Source organism: Amycolatopsis orientalis DSM 40040 = KCTC 9412 (assembly GCF_000478275.1).
Classification (GTDB): Bacteria; Actinomycetota; Actinomycetes; order Mycobacteriales; family Pseudonocardiaceae; genus Amycolatopsis; species Amycolatopsis orientalis.
On record NZ_ASJB01000080.1, the window covers coordinates 342,033 to 358,584 of the forward strand.

The following is a 16,552-nucleotide window of genomic DNA, read 5'->3' on the forward strand; positions in this document are numbered from 1 at the left end:
CCTGCAATAGCGTCGGCCTCCCCGAGACGGAAGGCGGCCTTGTGGTGTTTCTCGACTCGTCGACGTGGACGGACCGGATCTTCGCGGGAGGCTCGTGGGTGCCCGGCACCGGCGGCGTCCGTGATGTCGCGGAGCCCGCGACAGGTGCGGTGCTGGGCAGTGTCGGGATCGCGTCGGCCGAAGACGCCGCGAAGGCGGCGGAAACCGCGGCCGAGGCGCAACGGGCTTGGGCGACGACACCGCACGTCCGGCGTGCCGCCGTCCTGCGCACCGCGGCGCGGCTGTGGGCCGAGCACGCCGACGAGATCAGCTGGTGGAACGTCCGCGAGGTCGGGGCCGTCCCCGGCGTGGCGGGGTTCTCGCTGCACGTGGCGGAACAGGAGTGCTACGAAGCGGCGGCCCTGCCAGGCCGCCCGTACGGCGAACTGCTGCCGAGTGAGGAACCGCGGCTTTCGATGGCGCGGCGGGTCCCGGCCGGTGTCGTCGCGGTGATCTCGCCGTTCAACATGCCGATCATCCTGGGCATCCGCTCGGTCGCCCCGGCGCTCGCGCTGGGGAACGCCGTCATCCTCAAACCGGATCCGCGCACCGCCGTCACCGGTGGCGTGGTGCTCGCGCGGATCTTCGAAGAGGCGGGACTGCCGCCGGGAGTGCTGCAGATGCTGCCCGGTGGCGCGGACGTCGGCGAGACCCTGGTGACGCATCCGGCGGTCCGGGTCATCTCGTTCACCGGGTCGACCGGCGCCGGACGCAAGGTCGGCGAACTCGCCGGGAAGCATCTGAAGCGGGCACATCTGGAGCTGGGCGGGAACTCCGCGCTCATCGTGCTCGACGACGCGGACGTGGACGAGGCCGCCGGGGTCGCCGCGTTCGGCTCGTTCTTCCATCAGGGACAGATCTGCATGACCACCGGGCGGCACCTGGTGCACGAGCGGCTCTACGACGACTTCGTCGAGCGGCTCGCGGCCAAGGCGGCCGCGCTGCGGGTGGGCGACCCGGCGCGGGACGAGGTCGCGCTCGGCCCGATCATCGACGCCGGGCAACGGGACAAGATCCACGCGCTGGTCACGTCCAGCGTCGCGGCGGGCGCGCGGGTCGCCGCCGGTGCCGAATACGAGGAGCTGTTCTACGCCGCGACCGTGCTCGCCGACGTGCCGCCGACCGCACCCGCGGTCGCGGAGGAGATCTTCGGCCCGGTCGCGCCGGTCGTGCGGTTCTCCGACGCGGAGGAGGCCATCCGGCTCGCCACCGCGAGCGAGTACGGGCTCTCGCTGGGGATCGTCACGCGGGATGTCCTCAAAGGACTGGAGCTGGCCGATCGGGTCCCGACCGGGATCGTGCACATCAACGACCAGACCGTCAGCGATGAGGCGAACAGCCCCTTCGGCGGCGTCGCGGCTTCGGGCACCGGAAGCCGTTTCGGTGGCGCGGCGGCGAACATCGAGGCCTTCACCGAGACCCGCTGGGTCACCGTCCGGAACCCGCCCCCCACCTACCCCTTCTGACGACGCGTCGCGTTTAGCCCGCTAAAGGCGACGCGCCTACCCCGCGTTTCGTCCTCTGAACGCGGTAGTTACCGCATCCAGAGGACGAAACGCGGGGGGTCGCGCTCCGGACGCGTCGCGTTTAGCCCGCTAAACGCGACGTGTCAGGCGGTGCGGTGCCAGCGGATGAGGCGTTCCCCGGTCGGAGCGGGGGCCGGTTCGGGACCGATCAGGGTGAACCCGCACTTGCGGGCGACCGAGGCCGAAACCTCGTTCGTCTCCTCGTAGCGGTAGCTGACCTCGCGCAGGCCGAGCCCGCCGAACCCGAACCGCAGGGCCGCGCTCAGCGCGGTGCTCGCGACTCCCTTGCCCCGTGAGGCCGCGCGCACCCAGACCGACGCCTCCGCGTAGCCGAGGTCGAGATCCAGATCCCGCAGGCCGACCTCGCCGAGCAGCTCCCCGGTCGTCGGCTCGGCCACCGCCCAGGAGCAGCGTTCGTCACCGGCCCACTGGGCCGCGCGCAACGCGACGTACTCGGTCGCCTCGTCGAGGTCGCGCAAGCGATAGTTCAGGACGTACTTGCGGTGCGTCGGATCGGCGAAGGCCGCGACCAGCGCCGGACGGTCGTCGAGGGCCTTGTCCGCCCGCAGCTGCCGCAGGTAGTACTCGCCCGCGTTGATCTCCACCGGTTCCACCCTTCGAGGGTAACCGGCCCTTCAGCGACGGCGGCTCATGATCAGCGCCACCGCCAGCGGCAGCAGGAACACCAGGAAGGTCCCGCGGGTGAAGAAGAACAGCGCGATCGCGACCGCCGCGGCGATCGGCACGGCGCTGGCGGTCAGCCATTTCGACGGCTGGATCTCGTTCTTCGCCGACGCCTGGGCGACGCCGGGCATCGGGGCGAGCGGGAGCAGCGCGCTGGGTCTCGGCGACGGCAGGTCCGTGAACAGCGGTTCGAGGTCGCTCACCATCCTCGCGGCGGTGATCTTCGCCGACCGCGTGCCGAACTCGTCGAGGTCGAGTCTGCCGGTGCGGACATGTTCTTCCAGCGCTTCGAGCGCGTCCTGGCGTTCGGCGTCGCTCAGCCGCATGTCCGGTCTCTCGGCACTCACGTCCCGAGTCTACGGGCGGATCAGCCGTCCAGTTCCCGTCGGCGTTGCTTCGCGAGCTTCTTCGGGCCGCTGTCCCAGCCCTTGCCCCAGATGCCCTCGCCGACGGCGCTGATCCCGATCGGGACGAGGATGAACCACCAAGTGACGTCGGTGGTGACGATGAGCGCGATGGTGGCGATGAAGAGGATCGGCAGCAGCGCGCCCATGACGCGCTGCGCGGTGGAGATGTCCGCCCATTTCGACGCCGGTTTCGCCTGCTCGCTCACGACCGGCATGGGCCTGTCGTAGACCGGATGCGGTTCGGGCAGGTCGGCGAAGAGCCCGGACAACTCGCCGCGGGTCTTGGCGGCGGTGACCTGAGCGGACCGCTCGCCGAACTCGTCGATGTCGATCCTGCCCACGCTCAAGTGATCGCCGAGCGCGGTCAGCGCGGACTCGCGATCCTGATCACTGATCCGCAGCTGCGGTGACGGAACCTCGCTCACCCTTTCGATGGTATGCCGAGCGAGGTGCCGCCGACCACGACATTCGTCAGTCTTTCAGCTCGAACAGCTGCGTTCCCTGGGTGACCGCCGCGCCGACCTCGACCGAAAGACCGGTCACGGTGCCCGCTTTGTGCGCGGTGACGGGGTTTTCCATCTTCATCGCTTCGAGCACGACGACCAGCTCGCCCGCTTCGACGCGCTGGCCCTCTTCGACGGCGACCTTGACGATGGTGCCCTGCATCGGCGCGGTGACCGCGTCGCCGCTCACCGCGGCCTTGGTGCCACCCGCGCGCTTGCGCGGCTTGGCCTTGACCGCCGTGCCGCCGCCACCGGCGTCGAGCGAGAAACCGCCGGGAAGCGACACTTCGAGACGACGGCCGCCGACCTCGACGACGACGTTCTGGCGGGGCTGCTCTTCCTCGGCCTCGGCGGCTTCGGGGGCGACGAACGGCTCGATGGTGTTCTCGAACTCGGTCTCGATCCAGCGGGTGTGCACGCTGAACCCGTTCTCGTCGCCGATGAAGGCCGGGTCGTTCACGATCACGCGGTGGAACGGCAGGACCGTCGCCATCCCGTCGGCGACCATCTCGGCCAGCGCGCGACGGCTGCGCTCGAGCGCGTTCTGCCGGTCCGAACCGGTGACGATCAGCTTCGCGAGCATCGAGTCGAACTGGCCGCCGATGACGCTGCCGGACTCGACACCCGAGTCGACCCGGACACCCGGCCCACTCGGCGCGACGAACTTCGTCACGGTGCCGGGCGCGGGCAGGAAGCCTCGGCCGGCGTCCTCGCCGTTGATGCGGAATTCGATCGAGTGACCCCGCGGTTCCGGGTCTTCGGTGATGCGCAGCTTCTCGCCGCGCGCGATGCGGAACATCTCGCGCACGAGGTCGAGACCCGTGGTCTCCTCGGACACCGGATGCTCGACCTGCAGCCGCGTGTTGACCTCCAGGAACGAGATCGTGCCGTCGACGGCGACGAGGTACTCGACGGTCCCGGCGCCGTAGTAGCCGGCTTCCTTGCAGATCGCCTTCGCGGATTCGTGGATGCGCTTGCGCTGCTCGTCGGTCAGGTACGGCGCGGGCGCCTCCTCGACCAGCTTCTGGTGGCGCCGCTGCAGCGAGCAGTCGCGGGTGCCGACGACGATGGCGTTGCCGTGGTGGTCGGCGAGGACCTGGGCCTCGACGTGACGCGGCTTGTCCAGGTACCGCTCGACGAAGCATTCGCCGCGGCCGAAGGCGGAGATCGCCTCGCGGGTCGCGGATTCGAACAGCTCCGGGATCTCCTCGCGGGTGCGGGCGACCTTGAGGCCGCGGCCGCCACCGCCGAACGCCGCCTTGATCGCGACCGGCAGGCCGTGTTCGTCGGCGAAGGCGATGATCTCGTCGGCGTTCGCGACCGGCTCCTTCGTGCCGGGCACGAGCGGGGCACCGGCGCGCAGCGCGATGTGGCGCGCGGTGACCTTGTCCCCGAGGTCGCGGATGGCCTGCGGGCTCGGCCCGATCCAGGTCAGCCCGGCGTCGATCACCGCCTGCGCGAAGTCGGCGTTCTCGGACAGGAAGCCGTAGCCAGGGTGGACCGAATCGGCGCCCGACCGCTTGGCGGCGTCGAGCAGCTTGTCGAAGACGAGGTAGCTCTCGGCCGCGGTGGTGCCGCCGAGGGCGAAGGCTTCGTCCGCGAGCCGGACATGGGGTGCGTCACGGTCCGGATCGGCGTAGACGGCGACGCTGGTCAGCCCGGCGTCCTTCGCCGCCCTGATCACCCGTACCGCGATCTCCCCGCGGTTCGCGATCAGGATCTTGGTCACCGGACCACCTGTGCCGGCCTGCTCGGTCACGCCGTACCTCCTGCGCTCGTACGTCGGGCCGCCCCGATGCGGCTCCGCAGCAGTTTACGGAAATTCCGGCGCCGCTCAGTGAGAGCAAGGCCACCCAGTGACTTTCGTTTATACCAGCGCGCCGTGGTGCCTCAGTTCTTCTATCAGGCCTTACACCAGTGCCTCGCGGTGCCGCAGTTCTTCCGGAAGGTCGGAATCGAGCACGATCAGGTCGTACGGCTGGGCCTGGTAGACGCGGCCGAGATGCTCGGACTTCACCAAAGCCCACGGCTGGTGCGGGCCGCAGCACTCGGTCAGGCGCTGAACCGTGCTGAAGGCGATCAGCGCCATCCGGCCGTCGCCGGTCCTGCGGAGTTCGATCTCCGCGCGCGTGAAGTCCTTCGGCTTTTTCGCCGTGGGGAGGAACAGGGCGTTGGGCAATCCGGGGTTCGTCACGGGAACAACATAGACGTGCACTCTGTGCTAGATCACTTACGCTCTCGGATATGCGGACTCAGGAAGCGCGGACGCCGCGATCCGTGCTGTTCACGGCGGTGCTGGCCGTCGTGGTGACGGCGGGGGTCATCGTGGCCGTGATCCTGCTCCGTCCCGGTGCGCCCGCACCCGCGGACGACCTGCAGCCGCCCGTTCCCGACGCCGCCCCGAGCGCGCCGGGGGTCAGCTGCGGCCACTCGGCCTGCCGGGAGGTCGGCGCGATGACCGTCGGCGGGGTGCCCGTCGTGCTGCTGGCCGACGAAGCGGGCAAGCAGGGCTCGATCCGGTTCGGCGCGGACACGGTGTTCCCGTTGATCATCAACGACCTGGGGGTCACCCTCAAGGGCGATTCTCTGCGCTGTGTCGACGGCGCGACGCCGGTGTGCCTGGTGCGTGGTGACGTCAGCGGCGGCTCGACGGGCGAGGTGTTCGTCGCGCGCGGCGGGATCTGGCGGGACACCGGGAAGCCGTACCTCTCCGATGCCGGGACGATCGCCCTGAACGACGTGACCGCCGACGGCATCGCGGACGTCATCGTCGTGCGGCACGAATGCCCCGGCGCGCAGTCCGGGTCGGCCCGCTGCCAGGCGGCGCCGGTGCTCGCGGAGGTCTACGACGTCGCCCGCGGCTCGGTGGGCTGCACGCGCCGCTACACCGCGCCCTCGGAGCTGAGGGGCTGGCCGGACGTCCGGCTCAGCCGCGCCGACCTGCGCGCTTGCCCCTGAAAGAGAGCAAGGGACCTTTGCTATCGCCTGCCCCCGGGTCGCCTTTAGCGGGCTAAACGCGACCTGTGCGCAGGGAAGCGCGTGAAGGCCCCCTTCCCTCGACTCAGCCGAGGGAAGGGGGCCTTCACGCGCATCAAGGGGTCAGGAGGTCGCGCCTGCCGCGACGGGCTCCTTCGGCTGCGTAGCGGCTTCGCCGTCGTGAGTGGGCGAAGGGTCGGTCGGCGAGTTGAGGACCTCGTCGTCCAGCAGGCCCTCGCTCCGGGCGACCACGACCGGCACGACGATCTGGCCCGCGACGTTGGTCGCGGTCCGCATCATGTCCATGATCGGGTTGACCGAGTAGATCAGCGCGATCCCGAGCGCCACCTGCTGCGCGTCGAGGCCGATGAACGCGGTGGTCAGGGTCAGCGCGGTCAGCCAGCCGGTGGTGCCCGCGGTGGCCAGCGCGCCGAGGACGGCGACCACGACGATGCCGACGTACTGCCAGATGTTCAGCGAAACGCCGGACAGGTTCGCGATGAAGATCGCGCCGATCGCCGGGAACACCGCGGCGCAACCGTCCATTTTGGTCGCGCTGCCCAGCGGAGTCGCGAAGGCCGCGTACGCGGGCTGGACGCCGAGGTTGACGGCGGACTGACGGGTCAGGGGCAGCGTCGCGGCGGAAGACTGCGAAGCGAACGCGAACTGGATCGCCGTGCCGGCTTTGGCGAAGAACTTCAGCGGGCTGACCTTCGCCACGAACCGCAGCAGGATCGGGTAGACCACGAACAGCACGAGCAAGCAGCCGACGTACACCGCGAGCGTGGTGCTGAGCAGCGGCCGGAACAGCGCGTCACCGTAGTTCGACACGGCCGCGCCGATCAGGCCGATGATGCCGATCGGGGCCAGCCGGACGATCCAGCCGAGGTAGCGCTGGATGATCTCGAAGACGCTGGTGGTGAAGTCGACGAACGGCTTGGCCTTGTCGCCGAGGCTGTACGCGGCGGCACCGATCAGGACGGCGAGGAACAGCACCTGGAGCGTCTCGCCCTCGGTGAACGCGGTGAGGAAGTTCTTCGGCAGCAGCCCGTCGATGAAGGCGCTCCACGAACCCCAGTGGTCCACGCTCTTCGTCGCCTTGTCCGCGTTCTTCGCGGTCGCGGCGACACCTTCGCCGAGGCCGCCGCTGCCCGGGTTGAACAGCTTCGCGACGGCGATGCCGATCAGCGACGCGATGAACGAGGTGATCGCGAACCACAGGACGGTCTTGCCGCCCAGCCGGGCGGCCTTCTTGCCACCGCCGAGGTTGCGCAGGCTGTTGATGCCGACCACGATCGCCGTGAAGACCAGCGGGATCACCGCGATCTGCAGCAGCGTCGTGAAGATCGTGCCGATCTGGTCGAGCAGTTCGGTCAGCCAGCTCGTCTCGGTCGTCCTGGCGAGGATGCCGAGCAGGGCGCCCACGACGAGCGAGCCGAGGACAGCCGCCGCGAAGACCCTTGGCCTGGTGTAGGTCCGAATGAAAGACACGGGGCGACTCCGGTGCGTGAAAGTTTCCTGATTTGCCGAACGTGAAGAACGTTCGACCGAGCAGGACTCTTCCGGATCACCCGATCGTGTGGGAGCTGTCTCAGGATGCGGGACGGGTCCAAAGATCGACGACGCTCACGCCGATCTCGGTCAGGAGACGCCGGGTCAGCGGCAGGCTGATCCCGATCACGCTGGAGAAGTCGCCGTCGATTCCCTCGACGAACCAGCCGCCCAGCCCGTCCAGGGTGAAGCCGCCCGCCACCTGGAGAGGTTCGCCGGACGCGATGTAGGCGTCGACCTCTTCCTGTGAAGGTGTGCCGAAGCGAACAGTGGTCCCTTCGGTCCCGGACGCTTCCTTCGTCCTCATGCCGTTCTCGACGCGGATGATCGCGTGCCCGGTGAGAAGTTCACCGGTTTTGCCGGACATCGACGCCCAGCGCTCACGCGCGACTTCCGGCGTGATCGGCTTGCCGACCATCTCGCCGCCGATCGACAGCATCGAATCGCAGCCGACGATGACCATGTCGGCGCTTCCTTCGTGGGACTCGACGAGCGCCTCGAAAACCGCTTCGGCCTTCGCGACGGCGAGCGCCCGGACCAGCTCCACCGGGGTCGGATCGATCAGGGACGCGGCCACCGCGTCCTCGTCGACGCCGGAGACGACGACGCTCGGATCGAGGCCGGCGGAGCGCAGGACGGCGAGGCGGGCGGGGGACTGGGACGCGAGGACGAAACGCACATCCGGAAGGTACTCGACGACCCTCCGTTGCCTAATTGTGACCTGGGACACCCGATCGTGGAGCTAGTTTGTTGTGGCGCGCAACATATGGATTGTTCGAGCTACGGAGGAAACAATGTCGTCCCGCCTCCGCGTCAGAAGATCGCTTCGCACGACGCAAACCACAGTGCTCGCAGGACTGCTCTTGGCCGGTTCGGCCCTGGCGCCGACGGCGTCGGCCGCGACCGGGCCGGTGTACCGGAATCCCCACGCTCCAGTCTCCATGCGGGTCGATGACCTGCTGAAACGGATGAGTCTCGACGACAAGATCGGCCAGATGACGCAGGCCGAACGCGGTGCGGTCACGCCGGAACAGGCCGCCGCCCTCAAACTGGGGTCGTTGTTGTCCGGCGGTGGCTCCGTGCCGGCCAGCAATACGCCGAACGGCTGGGCCGACATGGTCGACTCGTACCAGAAAGCGGCTGTTTCGACGCCGCTCGGCATCCCCACGATCTACGGCGTCGACGCCGTGCACGGCCACAACAACGTCTACGGCGCGACGATCTTCCCGCACAACATCGGCCTCGGTGCCGCCCACAATCCGCGCCTGGTCGAGAAGATCGGCCGCGCGACGGCACTGGAAGTCGCCGGAACCGGGCCGCAGTGGGACTTTTCCCCGTGCCTGTGCGTCGCCCGTGACGACCGCTGGGGCCGGACTTACGAATCCTTCGGCGAATCCCCGCGCGACGCCATCGCGAACGCGTCGGCCATCACCGGTCTCCAGGGGCGCAGGCTCGGGGAGAAGCCGGGTTCGGTGCTCGCGACCGCGAAGCACTACGTCGGCGACGGCGGCACCACGAACGGTGTCGACCAGGGCAACACCGAGATCAGCGAACGCGAACTGCGCCAGATCCACCTGCCGCCGTTCCGCGAGGCGATCGACCGCGGTGTCGGCTCGGTGATGATCTCCTTCTCCAGCTTCCAAGGGGTGCGCATGCACGCCCAGAAGTACCTCATCACCGACGTCCTCAAGAAGGAACTGCGGTTCTCCGGCCTGGTGATCTCGGATTACAACGCGATCAACCAGATCGACGGCCAGGAAGGCTTCACCCCCGAGGAGGTGCGGCTTTCGGTCAACGCGGGCATCGACATGTTCATGGTCCCGTGGGACGCGCCGCAGTTCATCTCCTATCTCAAGGCCGAGGTCGAGGCGGGCCGCGTCTCCACCGGCCGGATCGACGACGCGAACCGGCGCATCCTGGCGCAGAAGTTCAAGCTCGGCCTGTTCGAGCGTCCGTACACCGACCGTTCGCTCCAGAAGACGTTCGGCGGCAAGGAACATCGCGAGCTGGCCCGGCAGGCCGTCCGCGAATCGCAGGTGCTGTTGAAGAACGACGGTGTGCTGCCGCTGGCGAAGAAGGACAACAAGATCTTCGTCGCGGGCAAGAACGCCGACGACATCGGCAACCAGGCGGGCGGCTGGACGCTGACCTGGCAAGGGCAGAGCGGCCCGGTCATCCCGGGCACGACCATCCTCGACGGCATCGAGTCGGGGGCGGGGAAGGGAACCACGGTGACGTATGACCGTGAGGGTGACGGAATCGACAAGAGCTACCGCGTCGCGGTCGCCGTGGTGGGCGAAACGCCGTACGCCGAAGGGCAGGGAGACCGGCCCGACGGCTTCGGACTCGACGCGGAGGACCTCGCCACGATCGCCAAGCTGAAGAGCTCCGGGGTCCCGGTCGTCGTGGTGACCGTGTCCGGTCGTCCGCTCGACATCGCCCCGCAGGTGCCAGGCTTCAACGGACTCGTCGCCGCCTGGCTCCCCGGCAGTGAAGGCGCCGGTGTCGCCGATGTCCTTTACGGCGACTACAACCCGACCGGGAAGCTGACGTTCAGCTGGCCCACCAGCGCGGCTCAGGAACCGGTGAACGTCGGCGACGGCAAGAAGGCGCTGTACCCGTACGGCTTCGGCCTGCGGTACCGCCGGTAGGAAACTCCGCCCTCCCGCGGATGAGATGAAGGGGCCTTTCATCGCGAATTTGCGATGAAAGGCCCCTTCATCGCGCTCCCCGGGCCAACCCCTTGACGCGTTTAGTCCTCTGAATGCGTCGAGGGGGTGGCCCGGCGTCCCGCATTCAGAGGACTAAACGCGGGCTCGGGTCAGGCGGCGGTGACGGAGGCCTCGGGGGCGACGGCCGGATGAGGGGATCGCGGGGCCGGACGACGCATCGTGAGTGCGGCCAGCACGCCCAGCAGCAGTACGCCAGCCGGGAGCAGCAAAGTCACCCTGGCCGCGTCGGTCAGTCCATTGTGGACGGCTTCGAGAGCGAGTCGCTGAGCCTGCTCCGCCACCCCGGAGGGGAGTCCCGGGATCGGCCCCTGCCCGGAAGAACCGAACTCGCCGGTCGATTCCGCGGCCTTCGTGATGCCTTCCACGAACGACGCGCGGTACTGCTCGGGCAACGCGGTCGCCGCGGTCGCGGCCTCCTCGGCGATCGACACGCTGATCCGCGCCTGCAGCAGCACGCCGACGGCGGCACTGCCGAGGACGCCGCCGACCTGCCGGGCGGTGTTGTAGATCCCCGACGCGGTCCCGGTGAGCCGCGGCTCCACCGAACTCATCGTCATATTGCCCATGGGGGCGAAGATGAACCCGATCCCCGCGCCCGCCACCACCAGCGCCGGGGTGAGCGCCCACGCGTTCGCGCCGGCCCTGGCCAGCAGGGCGACGAGACCCAATCCCGCGGCGAGCGAGATCAGGCCGATGACGAGCAGGATCTTGCCGTCGACCTTGTCCGACGCCTTGCCGACGAACGGGCCGATCAGCCCGGCCAGCAAGGACATCGGCGCGAACAGCAGGCCGGTCATCGTCGGGGTCTCACCGAGCACGGCCTGAAGGTGGATCACCAGCGGCAGGAACATGCCGGTCATCGCGAAGCCGACGGTGACCGATGTCAGGGTGCCCGCCGAGAAATTGCGGTTCGCGAAGACGGCCAGCGGCAGCAGCGGTTCGCGGCGGTTGAGCCGTTGCCACACCACGAAAGCGATCAGCAACGCGATGCCGGCGCCGATGATCTCGAAGACGGTGATCGGGCCGAACACCCGCCCCCAGTCGTACTGCTGTCCATTTTGGACGCCGTACACGACGCAGGCCAGCCCCGCGCCGGACAGCAGGATCCCGGGTATGTCGAAGGAATGCGAGTGTTTGGGCTGCCAGTCCGGCACCTTGAGCAGCGCCAGCGTCAGCGCGACCACGCCGACCGGCAGGTTGACGAAGAAGATCCATTCCCAGCCGAGGTGGTCGACGAGCACGCCGCCGAGCAGCGGTCCGGCGATCGCCGCGATCCCGGCGACGCCGCTCCAGAGCCCCATGGCCGGTCCGCGTTTCGACGGCGGGAACAGATGGCTGATGAACGCCAGTGTCTGCGGCGTCATCAAAGCGGCCCCGAGTCCCTGCACCGCGCGGGCCGCGATGAGCATCTCGACCGAGCCGGAGAGGCCGCACCACACCGAGGCCAGCGTGAACACCACGAGGCCTGCCAGATAGACCCGTTTCGGGCCGAACCGGTCACCGAGGCGGCTGGCGAACAGCATCGGCACCGCGTACGTCAGCAGGTAGACGCTGATCACCCAGACGATGGCGTTCAGTCCGGCGCCGAGTTCGCGCAGCATCGAGGGAATCGCGGTCGAAACGATCGTGGTGTCCAGCAGGATCATGAAGAAACCCAGGCACAGCGCGGAAAGCGCCGCCCAGGGATTAGCTTGTCTTGCGTTCATCGGGTTCGTCCTCGGTGACCAGGTTCAGCTGGGGTGTGCAGTGACCCTGGAAGCGGATGCGGCCGGATTCCAGGTCTTCGATGAGTTTTCGGGTCCACTCGAGCTCGAAGGCGCGGTGCGCGGTCACGTAGGACCAGTCGAGCCAGTAGACCTCTGGAAGGTGCTTCTCGTTGACCAGGCTGTCGAGGACGACCTGGTCCGACGCGGCGGCGGCCTGCAGCTGGAGCACGCGGTGCTTGAGCTGGGCCACCGAGATCTCCGGGCCGAGTTCGTCGATGACGGCGAGGCCGCTGAGGAACTCGGGGTACTCCTCGGCCGGGGTGCTGAGCATGCCCTTGGCCCGGTCGACGAACTCGTCGAGACCGGCTTCCGTCATCGCGTAAACGGTCCGCTCGGGGCGTTTCCCGTCCCGTTGCGTTTCGACGACCTCGACAAAACCGTTCTGTACCAAGCGATCCACGGTGTGGTACAGCGATCCGGCCTTCACCTTGACGCGCCTGCTGACGTAGCGCTCCCGCATCAGCTGCGCCATTTCGTACGGATGCATGGGCCGCTCGTGAAGCAGTTCCAGCACCGCGATGGCGAGCGGGGTGAGCTTCGCGGCCATGGCTGATCCTCTCGGAAGATTCCGTATCGACTATTCCGCGTGGACTATATGGCATGGCGCAGCCCGGCTACAAGGGGCCCGCTTGGGATGGCACGCCCGGATTCGGCCATGACGGCGCGTTCATCGGGCAGTACGCGGATTCGCGGTCGAGGTACGGACTCGCCGACGGGAGGACGGACTTCTCGTCGCCCTAGGACCTGGATCTGGTGCGCGGCACGGAATGCCTTCACATCGGCACGCGTGCCGCCCCCAAGATCTCCTAGTTCAGCGGTCTCGGCCCGATCTCGCGGTCGAGGAAACGGTGGTACTCGATGGCCGCGATCGAGTTCTCGAGCTGTTCGAACGTCGGCGCGGGGAGCGCGCCGTTGAAGACGATCGTCAGGTTCTTGCGCGGGATGTTGATGACGTACGGATCGACGCCGAGTTCTTCGCAGTTCTCGCGCAGCACGGCCGTCCAGTGGTCCAGGTCCTCGTCTTCGCCGAGGTGCTCCCACCGGGCGACGATCCAGTTGCCGTTGATCAGCTGGCCCGCCATCTCCCGCGGATCGTGGACCATGTACGGCTCGGCGACGTCGTTCATCGGCCCAAGTGGTCGATGAGCGCCGCGAAGGACTCGGCCGGAAGCACGAGGATCGGGCGGGTCTCGGCGGGCAGTGCCCACTGCTTGGTGTCGCGGATGCCGACCAGACCGGGCAGTCCGCCGACCTCGACGCAGGCGTTCTCTTCCCAGTGCGTGTAAGTCGACTTGTGCCAGTCGGTCATGCGTTCGTGCCAGGTGGTCATCGGAGGGCCTTTCCCCAGTGACTGTTTCGGCAAGTAGACGGGTTGCGCGGCAGCAAGGTTGGCGATTTCGGATGATCTGTCCCCACGGTTCGCCGAGCGGTTCCCTTGATCGCGTTCAGCGCACGAAATGGGGCCTTCACCGACAGCTGCTTTACACACGATGCACTCTGGGGGTGCATAGCGCCAAGAGTCCTTGGTCACTGGAGCGGTTCAGCCGGTGAGACTCCGGTAGTCGGCCGCGATCCGCGCCAGATGCGAACACGCGACGTCGTCGTAGGTCGCGTAGCGCTCGACTTCGGCGAAGTTCTTCTCGTAATCGGCGACTTCGCGTTCGTCGGTGACGAGGGCCGTCGCCGTCTGCGTTCCGAGCAGCACCGCGCGCGAGTCGTAGATGTCGAAGCCGTGGAGAACCGGCACGGACACCGGCGTGGTCCACGGGATCACGCCCAGCCGCACCCGTCCGTGGCAGGACAGGTCGATGAGGTGGTCGAGCTGGGCCACCATGGTCGCCGCCCCGCCCATGTTCCAGCGCAGGGCGCCTTCGGTGAGCACGAAGTGGAAATCGCGGTCGGATTCGAGGATCCGCTGGCGCTCCAGCCGGGCTTCGACCGTCTGGTCGCGCTCGCCGTCGGGCAGGGAATCGCCGAACAGCGCGGTGATGTAGTCGCGGGTCTGGAGCAGGCCGAACACGATGGTCGGCTGGAAGGCGCGGATCCGGGCGGACGCGGACTCGATCTTGCCGATGCGCTGCTGCATCCGCCAGGCGCCCCGTTGCAGCACGACGCGGGCCGACGACGCCTCTTCGCGGAGGTCCCGCGTGATCGCGACCAGCGCCCGCCGGATCTTGGCGGGCGCGCCGTAGACGCCGCACAGCGCGACGACCTGTTCCTCGGTCGGCATGAAGGCGCCGGTTTCGACCCGCGAGACCTTCGACTGGCTGAGGCCGGTGAGTCTCGCCGCCTCGGTACCGGACAACCCGGCGGCTTTGCGCAGACGGCGCAACTCGGTGGAGAGGTGGTCCTGGTTCGTCACGCGCGGCTTTCTGGGGCGTCGTGGATCAAGGTCCGGCGAGCCGCGAAGAATGGCTCGCCAGACCTGACACGATAGTCCGCGGATGCCCGATCCGCCCCGTTCGCCGGGCGGCTCAGCGAGGAAGCGCCGAAGCCCGCCAGGCACCTTCGCCGGGGACGAGCGGGGCCCGCACGAGCGAAGCCTTGTCCGCCCACCACGAATCCCGTTTCGGCGCCGGTTCCGGCGCCCGCGCGCTCGCCGCCGCCGCGACGACGGCGGTCAGCGCGGCGAGTTCGGCGTCGCTCGGATTGCCCCGGACGATCCGCAGCAGCGGGGTTTCGGGCGCGCTCACAGCGGGATGTTCCCGTGCTTCTTGGGTGGCAGGGTCTCTCGTTTGCCTTGGAGCAGCGAGAGTGCCTTGGCGATGTGACCGCGGGTGTGCGCGGGCACGATCACCGAGTCGACGTAACCGCGCTCGGCCGCCGCGTAGGGGTTCAGGAGGGTGTCTTCGTACTCCTGGATGAGTTCGGCCCGCAGCGCGTCGACGTCCTTGCCGTCGGCGGCGGCCGCGGCGAGGGTCTTGCGGTGGACGATGTTCGCCGCGCCCTGCGCGCCCATGACCGCGACCTGCGCTGTCGGCCAGGCCAGGTTGATGTCGGCGCCGAGGTGCTTGGATCCCATGACGTCGTACGCGCCGCCGTAGGCCTTGCGGGTGATGACGGTGACGAGCGGGACGGTCGCTTCGGCGTAGGCGTAGATCAGTTTCGCGCCGCGCCGGATGATGCCGTTCCATTCCTGGTCGGTGCCGGGGAGGAAGCCGGGGACGTCGACGAAGGTCAGGACCGGGATGTTGAACGCGTCGCAGGTGCGGACGAAGCGCGCGGCCTTTTCGGAGGCGTCGATGTCGAGGCAGCCGGCGAACTGGGTGGGCTGGTTGGCCACGATGCCGACGCTGCGCCCGTCGACCCGGCCGAACCCGACCAGGATGTTGGGCGCGAACAGCTCGTGCACTTCGAGGAAGTCGCCGTCGTCGACGACGCGGGTGATGACCTCGTGCATGTCGTACGGCTGGTTCGGCGAGTCGGGGATGAGCGTGTCGAGTTCGCGGTCGGCGTCGGTGACGTCGTCGAAGAACCCGGGCTTGGATGCGTCGGTCTCGAAACGCGGCGCTTCGGAGAGGTTGTTCGCCGGGAGGAACGAGAGCAGTTCCTTGACGTAGGCGATCGCGTCCTCGTCGTCGGATCCGAGGTAGTGCGCGTTACCCGAACGGGTGTTGTGAGTGCGCCCGCCGCCGAGTTCCTCGAAGGAGACCTCTTCGCCGGTCACGGTCTTCACGACGTCGGGGCCGGTGATGAACATGTGCGAGGTCTTGTCGACCATCACCACGAAGTCGGTCAGCGCGGGGGAGTAGACGTGCCCGCCCGCGTTGGCGCCCATGATCAGCGAGATCTGCGGGATGACGCCGGACGCCTTGACGTTGCGGTTGAAGATCTCGCCGTAGAGCCCGAGCGAGACGACGCCTTCCTGGATCCGCGCGCCGCCGCCTTCGTTGATGCCGATGATCGGGCGGCCGGTCTTGATCGCCAGGTCCATCACCTTGACGATCTTCTCGCCGTACACCTCGCCGAGCGAACCGCCGAAGACGGTGACGTCCTGGCTGAACACGCACACCGGACGCCCGTCGACGGTGCCGTAGCCGGTGACGACGCCGTCGCCGTAGGGCCGGTTCTTCTCCTGGCCGAAGTTGACCGAGCGATGCTTGGCCAGCTCGTCGAGTTCGACGAACGACCCCGCGTCCAGCAGCAGGTCGATCCGCTCGCGAGCGGTCTTCTTGCCCTTGGCGTGCTGTTTCTCCACCGCCCTCGCGGAACCCGCGTGCACCGCCTCGTCATACCGGCGGTACAGGTCGGCCAGCTTCCCGGCCGTGGTGTGGATGTCCGGTTCATCCTCGGGCGGCGTCCCGAGCGGCTCCGTCGCACTGCTCATGAAACCGCAGCCTAGCTACTCGACGGTCACTTCGCGTGTGG

Annotated in this window: 18 protein-coding genes; 4 read left to right on the forward strand and 14 right to left on the reverse strand. The window is 68.3% G+C overall.

Annotation, left to right across the window (positions count from 1 at the left end):
• Nucleotides 1–41: 41 nt before the first annotated feature.
• Nucleotides 42–1,505 (forward strand): aldehyde dehydrogenase family protein, encoded by a 1,464-nt coding sequence (locus L324_RS29400; RefSeq protein ID WP_037315947.1) that lies wholly within the window; start codon nt 42–44, stop codon nt 1,503–1,505.
• Nucleotides 1,506–1,648: 143 nt separating this feature from the next.
• Here the strand turns inward: L324_RS29400 and L324_RS29405 are convergent, their stop codons facing one another.
• The 5 genes from L324_RS29405 to L324_RS29425 all read right to left on the reverse strand — a co-directional run bounded on the left by L324_RS29405 (nt 1,649) and on the right by L324_RS29425 (nt 5,353).
• Nucleotides 1,649–2,179: a GNAT family N-acetyltransferase gene (locus tag L324_RS29405; RefSeq protein ID WP_145926818.1), complete on the reverse strand. Its 531-nt coding sequence runs from the start codon at nt 2,177–2,179 to the stop codon at nt 1,649–1,651.
• A gap of 21 nt (nt 2,180–2,200) precedes the next feature.
• A complete protein-coding gene (locus tag L324_RS29410; RefSeq protein ID WP_037315950.1) occupies nt 2,201–2,575 on the reverse strand; it encodes a DUF1707 SHOCT-like domain-containing protein in 375 nt (124 codons plus the stop codon).
• A gap of 41 nt (nt 2,576–2,616) precedes the next feature.
• On the reverse strand, nt 2,617–3,081 hold the full coding sequence (locus L324_RS29415; protein ID WP_037315952.1) for a DUF1707 SHOCT-like domain-containing protein: 465 nt from the start codon (nt 3,079–3,081) through the stop codon (nt 2,617–2,619).
• A gap of 46 nt (nt 3,082–3,127) precedes the next feature.
• A complete protein-coding gene (locus L324_RS29420) occupies nt 3,128–4,918 on the reverse strand; it encodes an acetyl/propionyl/methylcrotonyl-CoA carboxylase subunit alpha (RefSeq protein WP_037315955.1) in 1,791 nt (596 codons plus the stop codon).
• A gap of 150 nt (nt 4,919–5,068) precedes the next feature.
• On the reverse strand, nt 5,069–5,353 hold the full coding sequence (locus L324_RS29425; protein ID WP_037315958.1) for an SAV_915 family protein: 285 nt from the start codon (nt 5,351–5,353) through the stop codon (nt 5,069–5,071).
• Nucleotides 5,354–5,436: 83 nt separating this feature from the next.
• On the opposite strand from L324_RS29425, the gene L324_RS29430 reads away from it, so the two are divergent.
• The gene (locus tag L324_RS29430; RefSeq protein ID WP_081736508.1) at nt 5,437–6,117 is read left to right on the forward strand and encodes a hypothetical protein; all 681 of its coding nucleotides are present in this window, start codon (nt 5,437–5,439) and stop codon (nt 6,115–6,117) included.
• Between the two features lie 141 nt (nt 6,118–6,258).
• Here L324_RS29430 and L324_RS29435 read toward each other — a convergent pair whose 3' ends face one another.
• On the reverse strand, nt 6,259–7,626 hold the full coding sequence (locus L324_RS29435; protein WP_037315964.1) for a dicarboxylate/amino acid:cation symporter: 1,368 nt from the start codon (nt 7,624–7,626) through the stop codon (nt 6,259–6,261).
• Nucleotides 7,627–7,726: 100 nt separating this feature from the next.
• Nucleotides 7,727–8,365 carry a Maf family protein gene (locus L324_RS29440; RefSeq protein WP_037315967.1) on the reverse strand — a complete coding sequence of 213 codons (639 nt, stop codon included), beginning with the start codon at nt 8,363–8,365 and terminating at the stop codon, nt 7,727–7,729.
• Between the two features lie 166 nt (nt 8,366–8,531).
• On the opposite strand from L324_RS29440, the gene L324_RS29445 reads away from it, so the two are divergent.
• Nucleotides 8,532–10,337 (forward strand): glycoside hydrolase family 3 protein, encoded by a 1,806-nt coding sequence (locus L324_RS29445; protein ID WP_037315970.1) that lies wholly within the window; start codon nt 8,532–8,534, stop codon nt 10,335–10,337.
• Between the two features lie 170 nt (nt 10,338–10,507).
• Here L324_RS29445 and L324_RS29450 read toward each other — a convergent pair whose 3' ends face one another.
• Entirely contained in the window at nt 10,508–12,124 is a 1,617-nt protein-coding gene (locus L324_RS29450) for a DHA2 family efflux MFS transporter permease subunit (RefSeq protein ID WP_081736509.1), read from the reverse strand.
• Nucleotides 12,105–12,731, reverse strand: a complete 627-nt coding sequence (locus L324_RS29455) for a PadR family transcriptional regulator (RefSeq protein ID WP_037315975.1) — start codon at nt 12,729–12,731, stop codon at nt 12,105–12,107. Before L324_RS29455 ends, L324_RS29450 begins: the two co-directional genes overlap by 20 nt.
• Before the next feature lie 53 nt (nt 12,732–12,784).
• Here L324_RS29455 and L324_RS42895 point away from each other — a divergent pair, with 53 nt between their 5' ends.
• A complete protein-coding gene (locus L324_RS42895) occupies nt 12,785–12,925 on the forward strand; it encodes a hypothetical protein (RefSeq protein WP_161780892.1) in 141 nt (46 codons plus the stop codon).
• Nucleotides 12,926–12,990: 65 nt separating this feature from the next.
• Here L324_RS42895 and L324_RS29460 read toward each other — a convergent pair whose 3' ends face one another.
• The 5 genes from L324_RS29460 to L324_RS29480 all read right to left on the reverse strand — a co-directional run bounded on the left by L324_RS29460 (nt 12,991) and on the right by L324_RS29480 (nt 16,511).
• A complete protein-coding gene (locus tag L324_RS29460) occupies nt 12,991–13,311 on the reverse strand; it encodes a hypothetical protein (RefSeq protein ID WP_037315978.1) in 321 nt (106 codons plus the stop codon).
• Nucleotides 13,308–13,514: a DUF397 domain-containing protein gene (locus L324_RS29465; protein ID WP_037315981.1), complete on the reverse strand. Its 207-nt coding sequence runs from the start codon at nt 13,512–13,514 to the stop codon at nt 13,308–13,310. Before L324_RS29465 ends, L324_RS29460 begins: the two co-directional genes overlap by 4 nt.
• A 210-nt stretch (nt 13,515–13,724) precedes the next feature.
• Entirely contained in the window at nt 13,725–14,546 is an 822-nt protein-coding gene (locus L324_RS29470) for a helix-turn-helix domain-containing protein (protein ID WP_037315984.1), read from the reverse strand.
• Between the two features lie 112 nt (nt 14,547–14,658).
• Complete coding sequence (locus tag L324_RS29475) at nt 14,659–14,877, reverse strand: acyl-CoA carboxylase subunit epsilon (protein ID WP_037315986.1); 219 nt, start codon at nt 14,875–14,877, stop codon at nt 14,659–14,661.
• Entirely contained in the window at nt 14,874–16,511 is a 1,638-nt protein-coding gene (locus L324_RS29480) for an acyl-CoA carboxylase subunit beta (RefSeq protein WP_037315989.1), read from the reverse strand. Before L324_RS29480 ends, L324_RS29475 begins: the two co-directional genes overlap by 4 nt.
• Between the last annotated feature and the right edge of the window lie 41 nt (nt 16,512–16,552).

What these genes read in the sequence shown, in the direction of transcription:
- L324_RS29480 (WP_037315989.1), bottom strand. Translation starts at nt 16,511, where the DNA reads ATGAGCAGTGCGACGGAGCCGCTCGGGACGCCGCCCGAGGATGAACCG.
- L324_RS42895 (WP_161780892.1), top strand. Translation starts at nt 12,785, where the DNA reads ATGGCGCAGCCCGGCTACAAGGGGCCCGCTTGGGATGGCACGCCCGGA.
- L324_RS29410 (WP_037315950.1), bottom strand. Translation starts at nt 2,575, where the DNA reads ATGCGGCTGAGCGACGCCGAACGCCAGGACGCGCTCGAAGCGCTGGAA.
- L324_RS29450 (WP_081736509.1), bottom strand. Translation starts at nt 12,124, where the DNA reads ATGAACGCAAGACAAGCTAATCCCTGGGCGGCGCTTTCCGCGCTGTGC.
- L324_RS29455 (WP_037315975.1), bottom strand. Translation starts at nt 12,731, where the DNA reads ATGGCCGCGAAGCTCACCCCGCTCGCCATCGCGGTGCTGGAACTGCTT.
- L324_RS29460 (WP_037315978.1), bottom strand. Translation starts at nt 13,311, where the DNA reads ATGAACGACGTCGCCGAGCCGTACATGGTCCACGATCCGCGGGAGATG.
- L324_RS29465 (WP_037315981.1), bottom strand. Translation starts at nt 13,514, where the DNA reads ATGACCACCTGGCACGAACGCATGACCGACTGGCACAAGTCGACTTAC.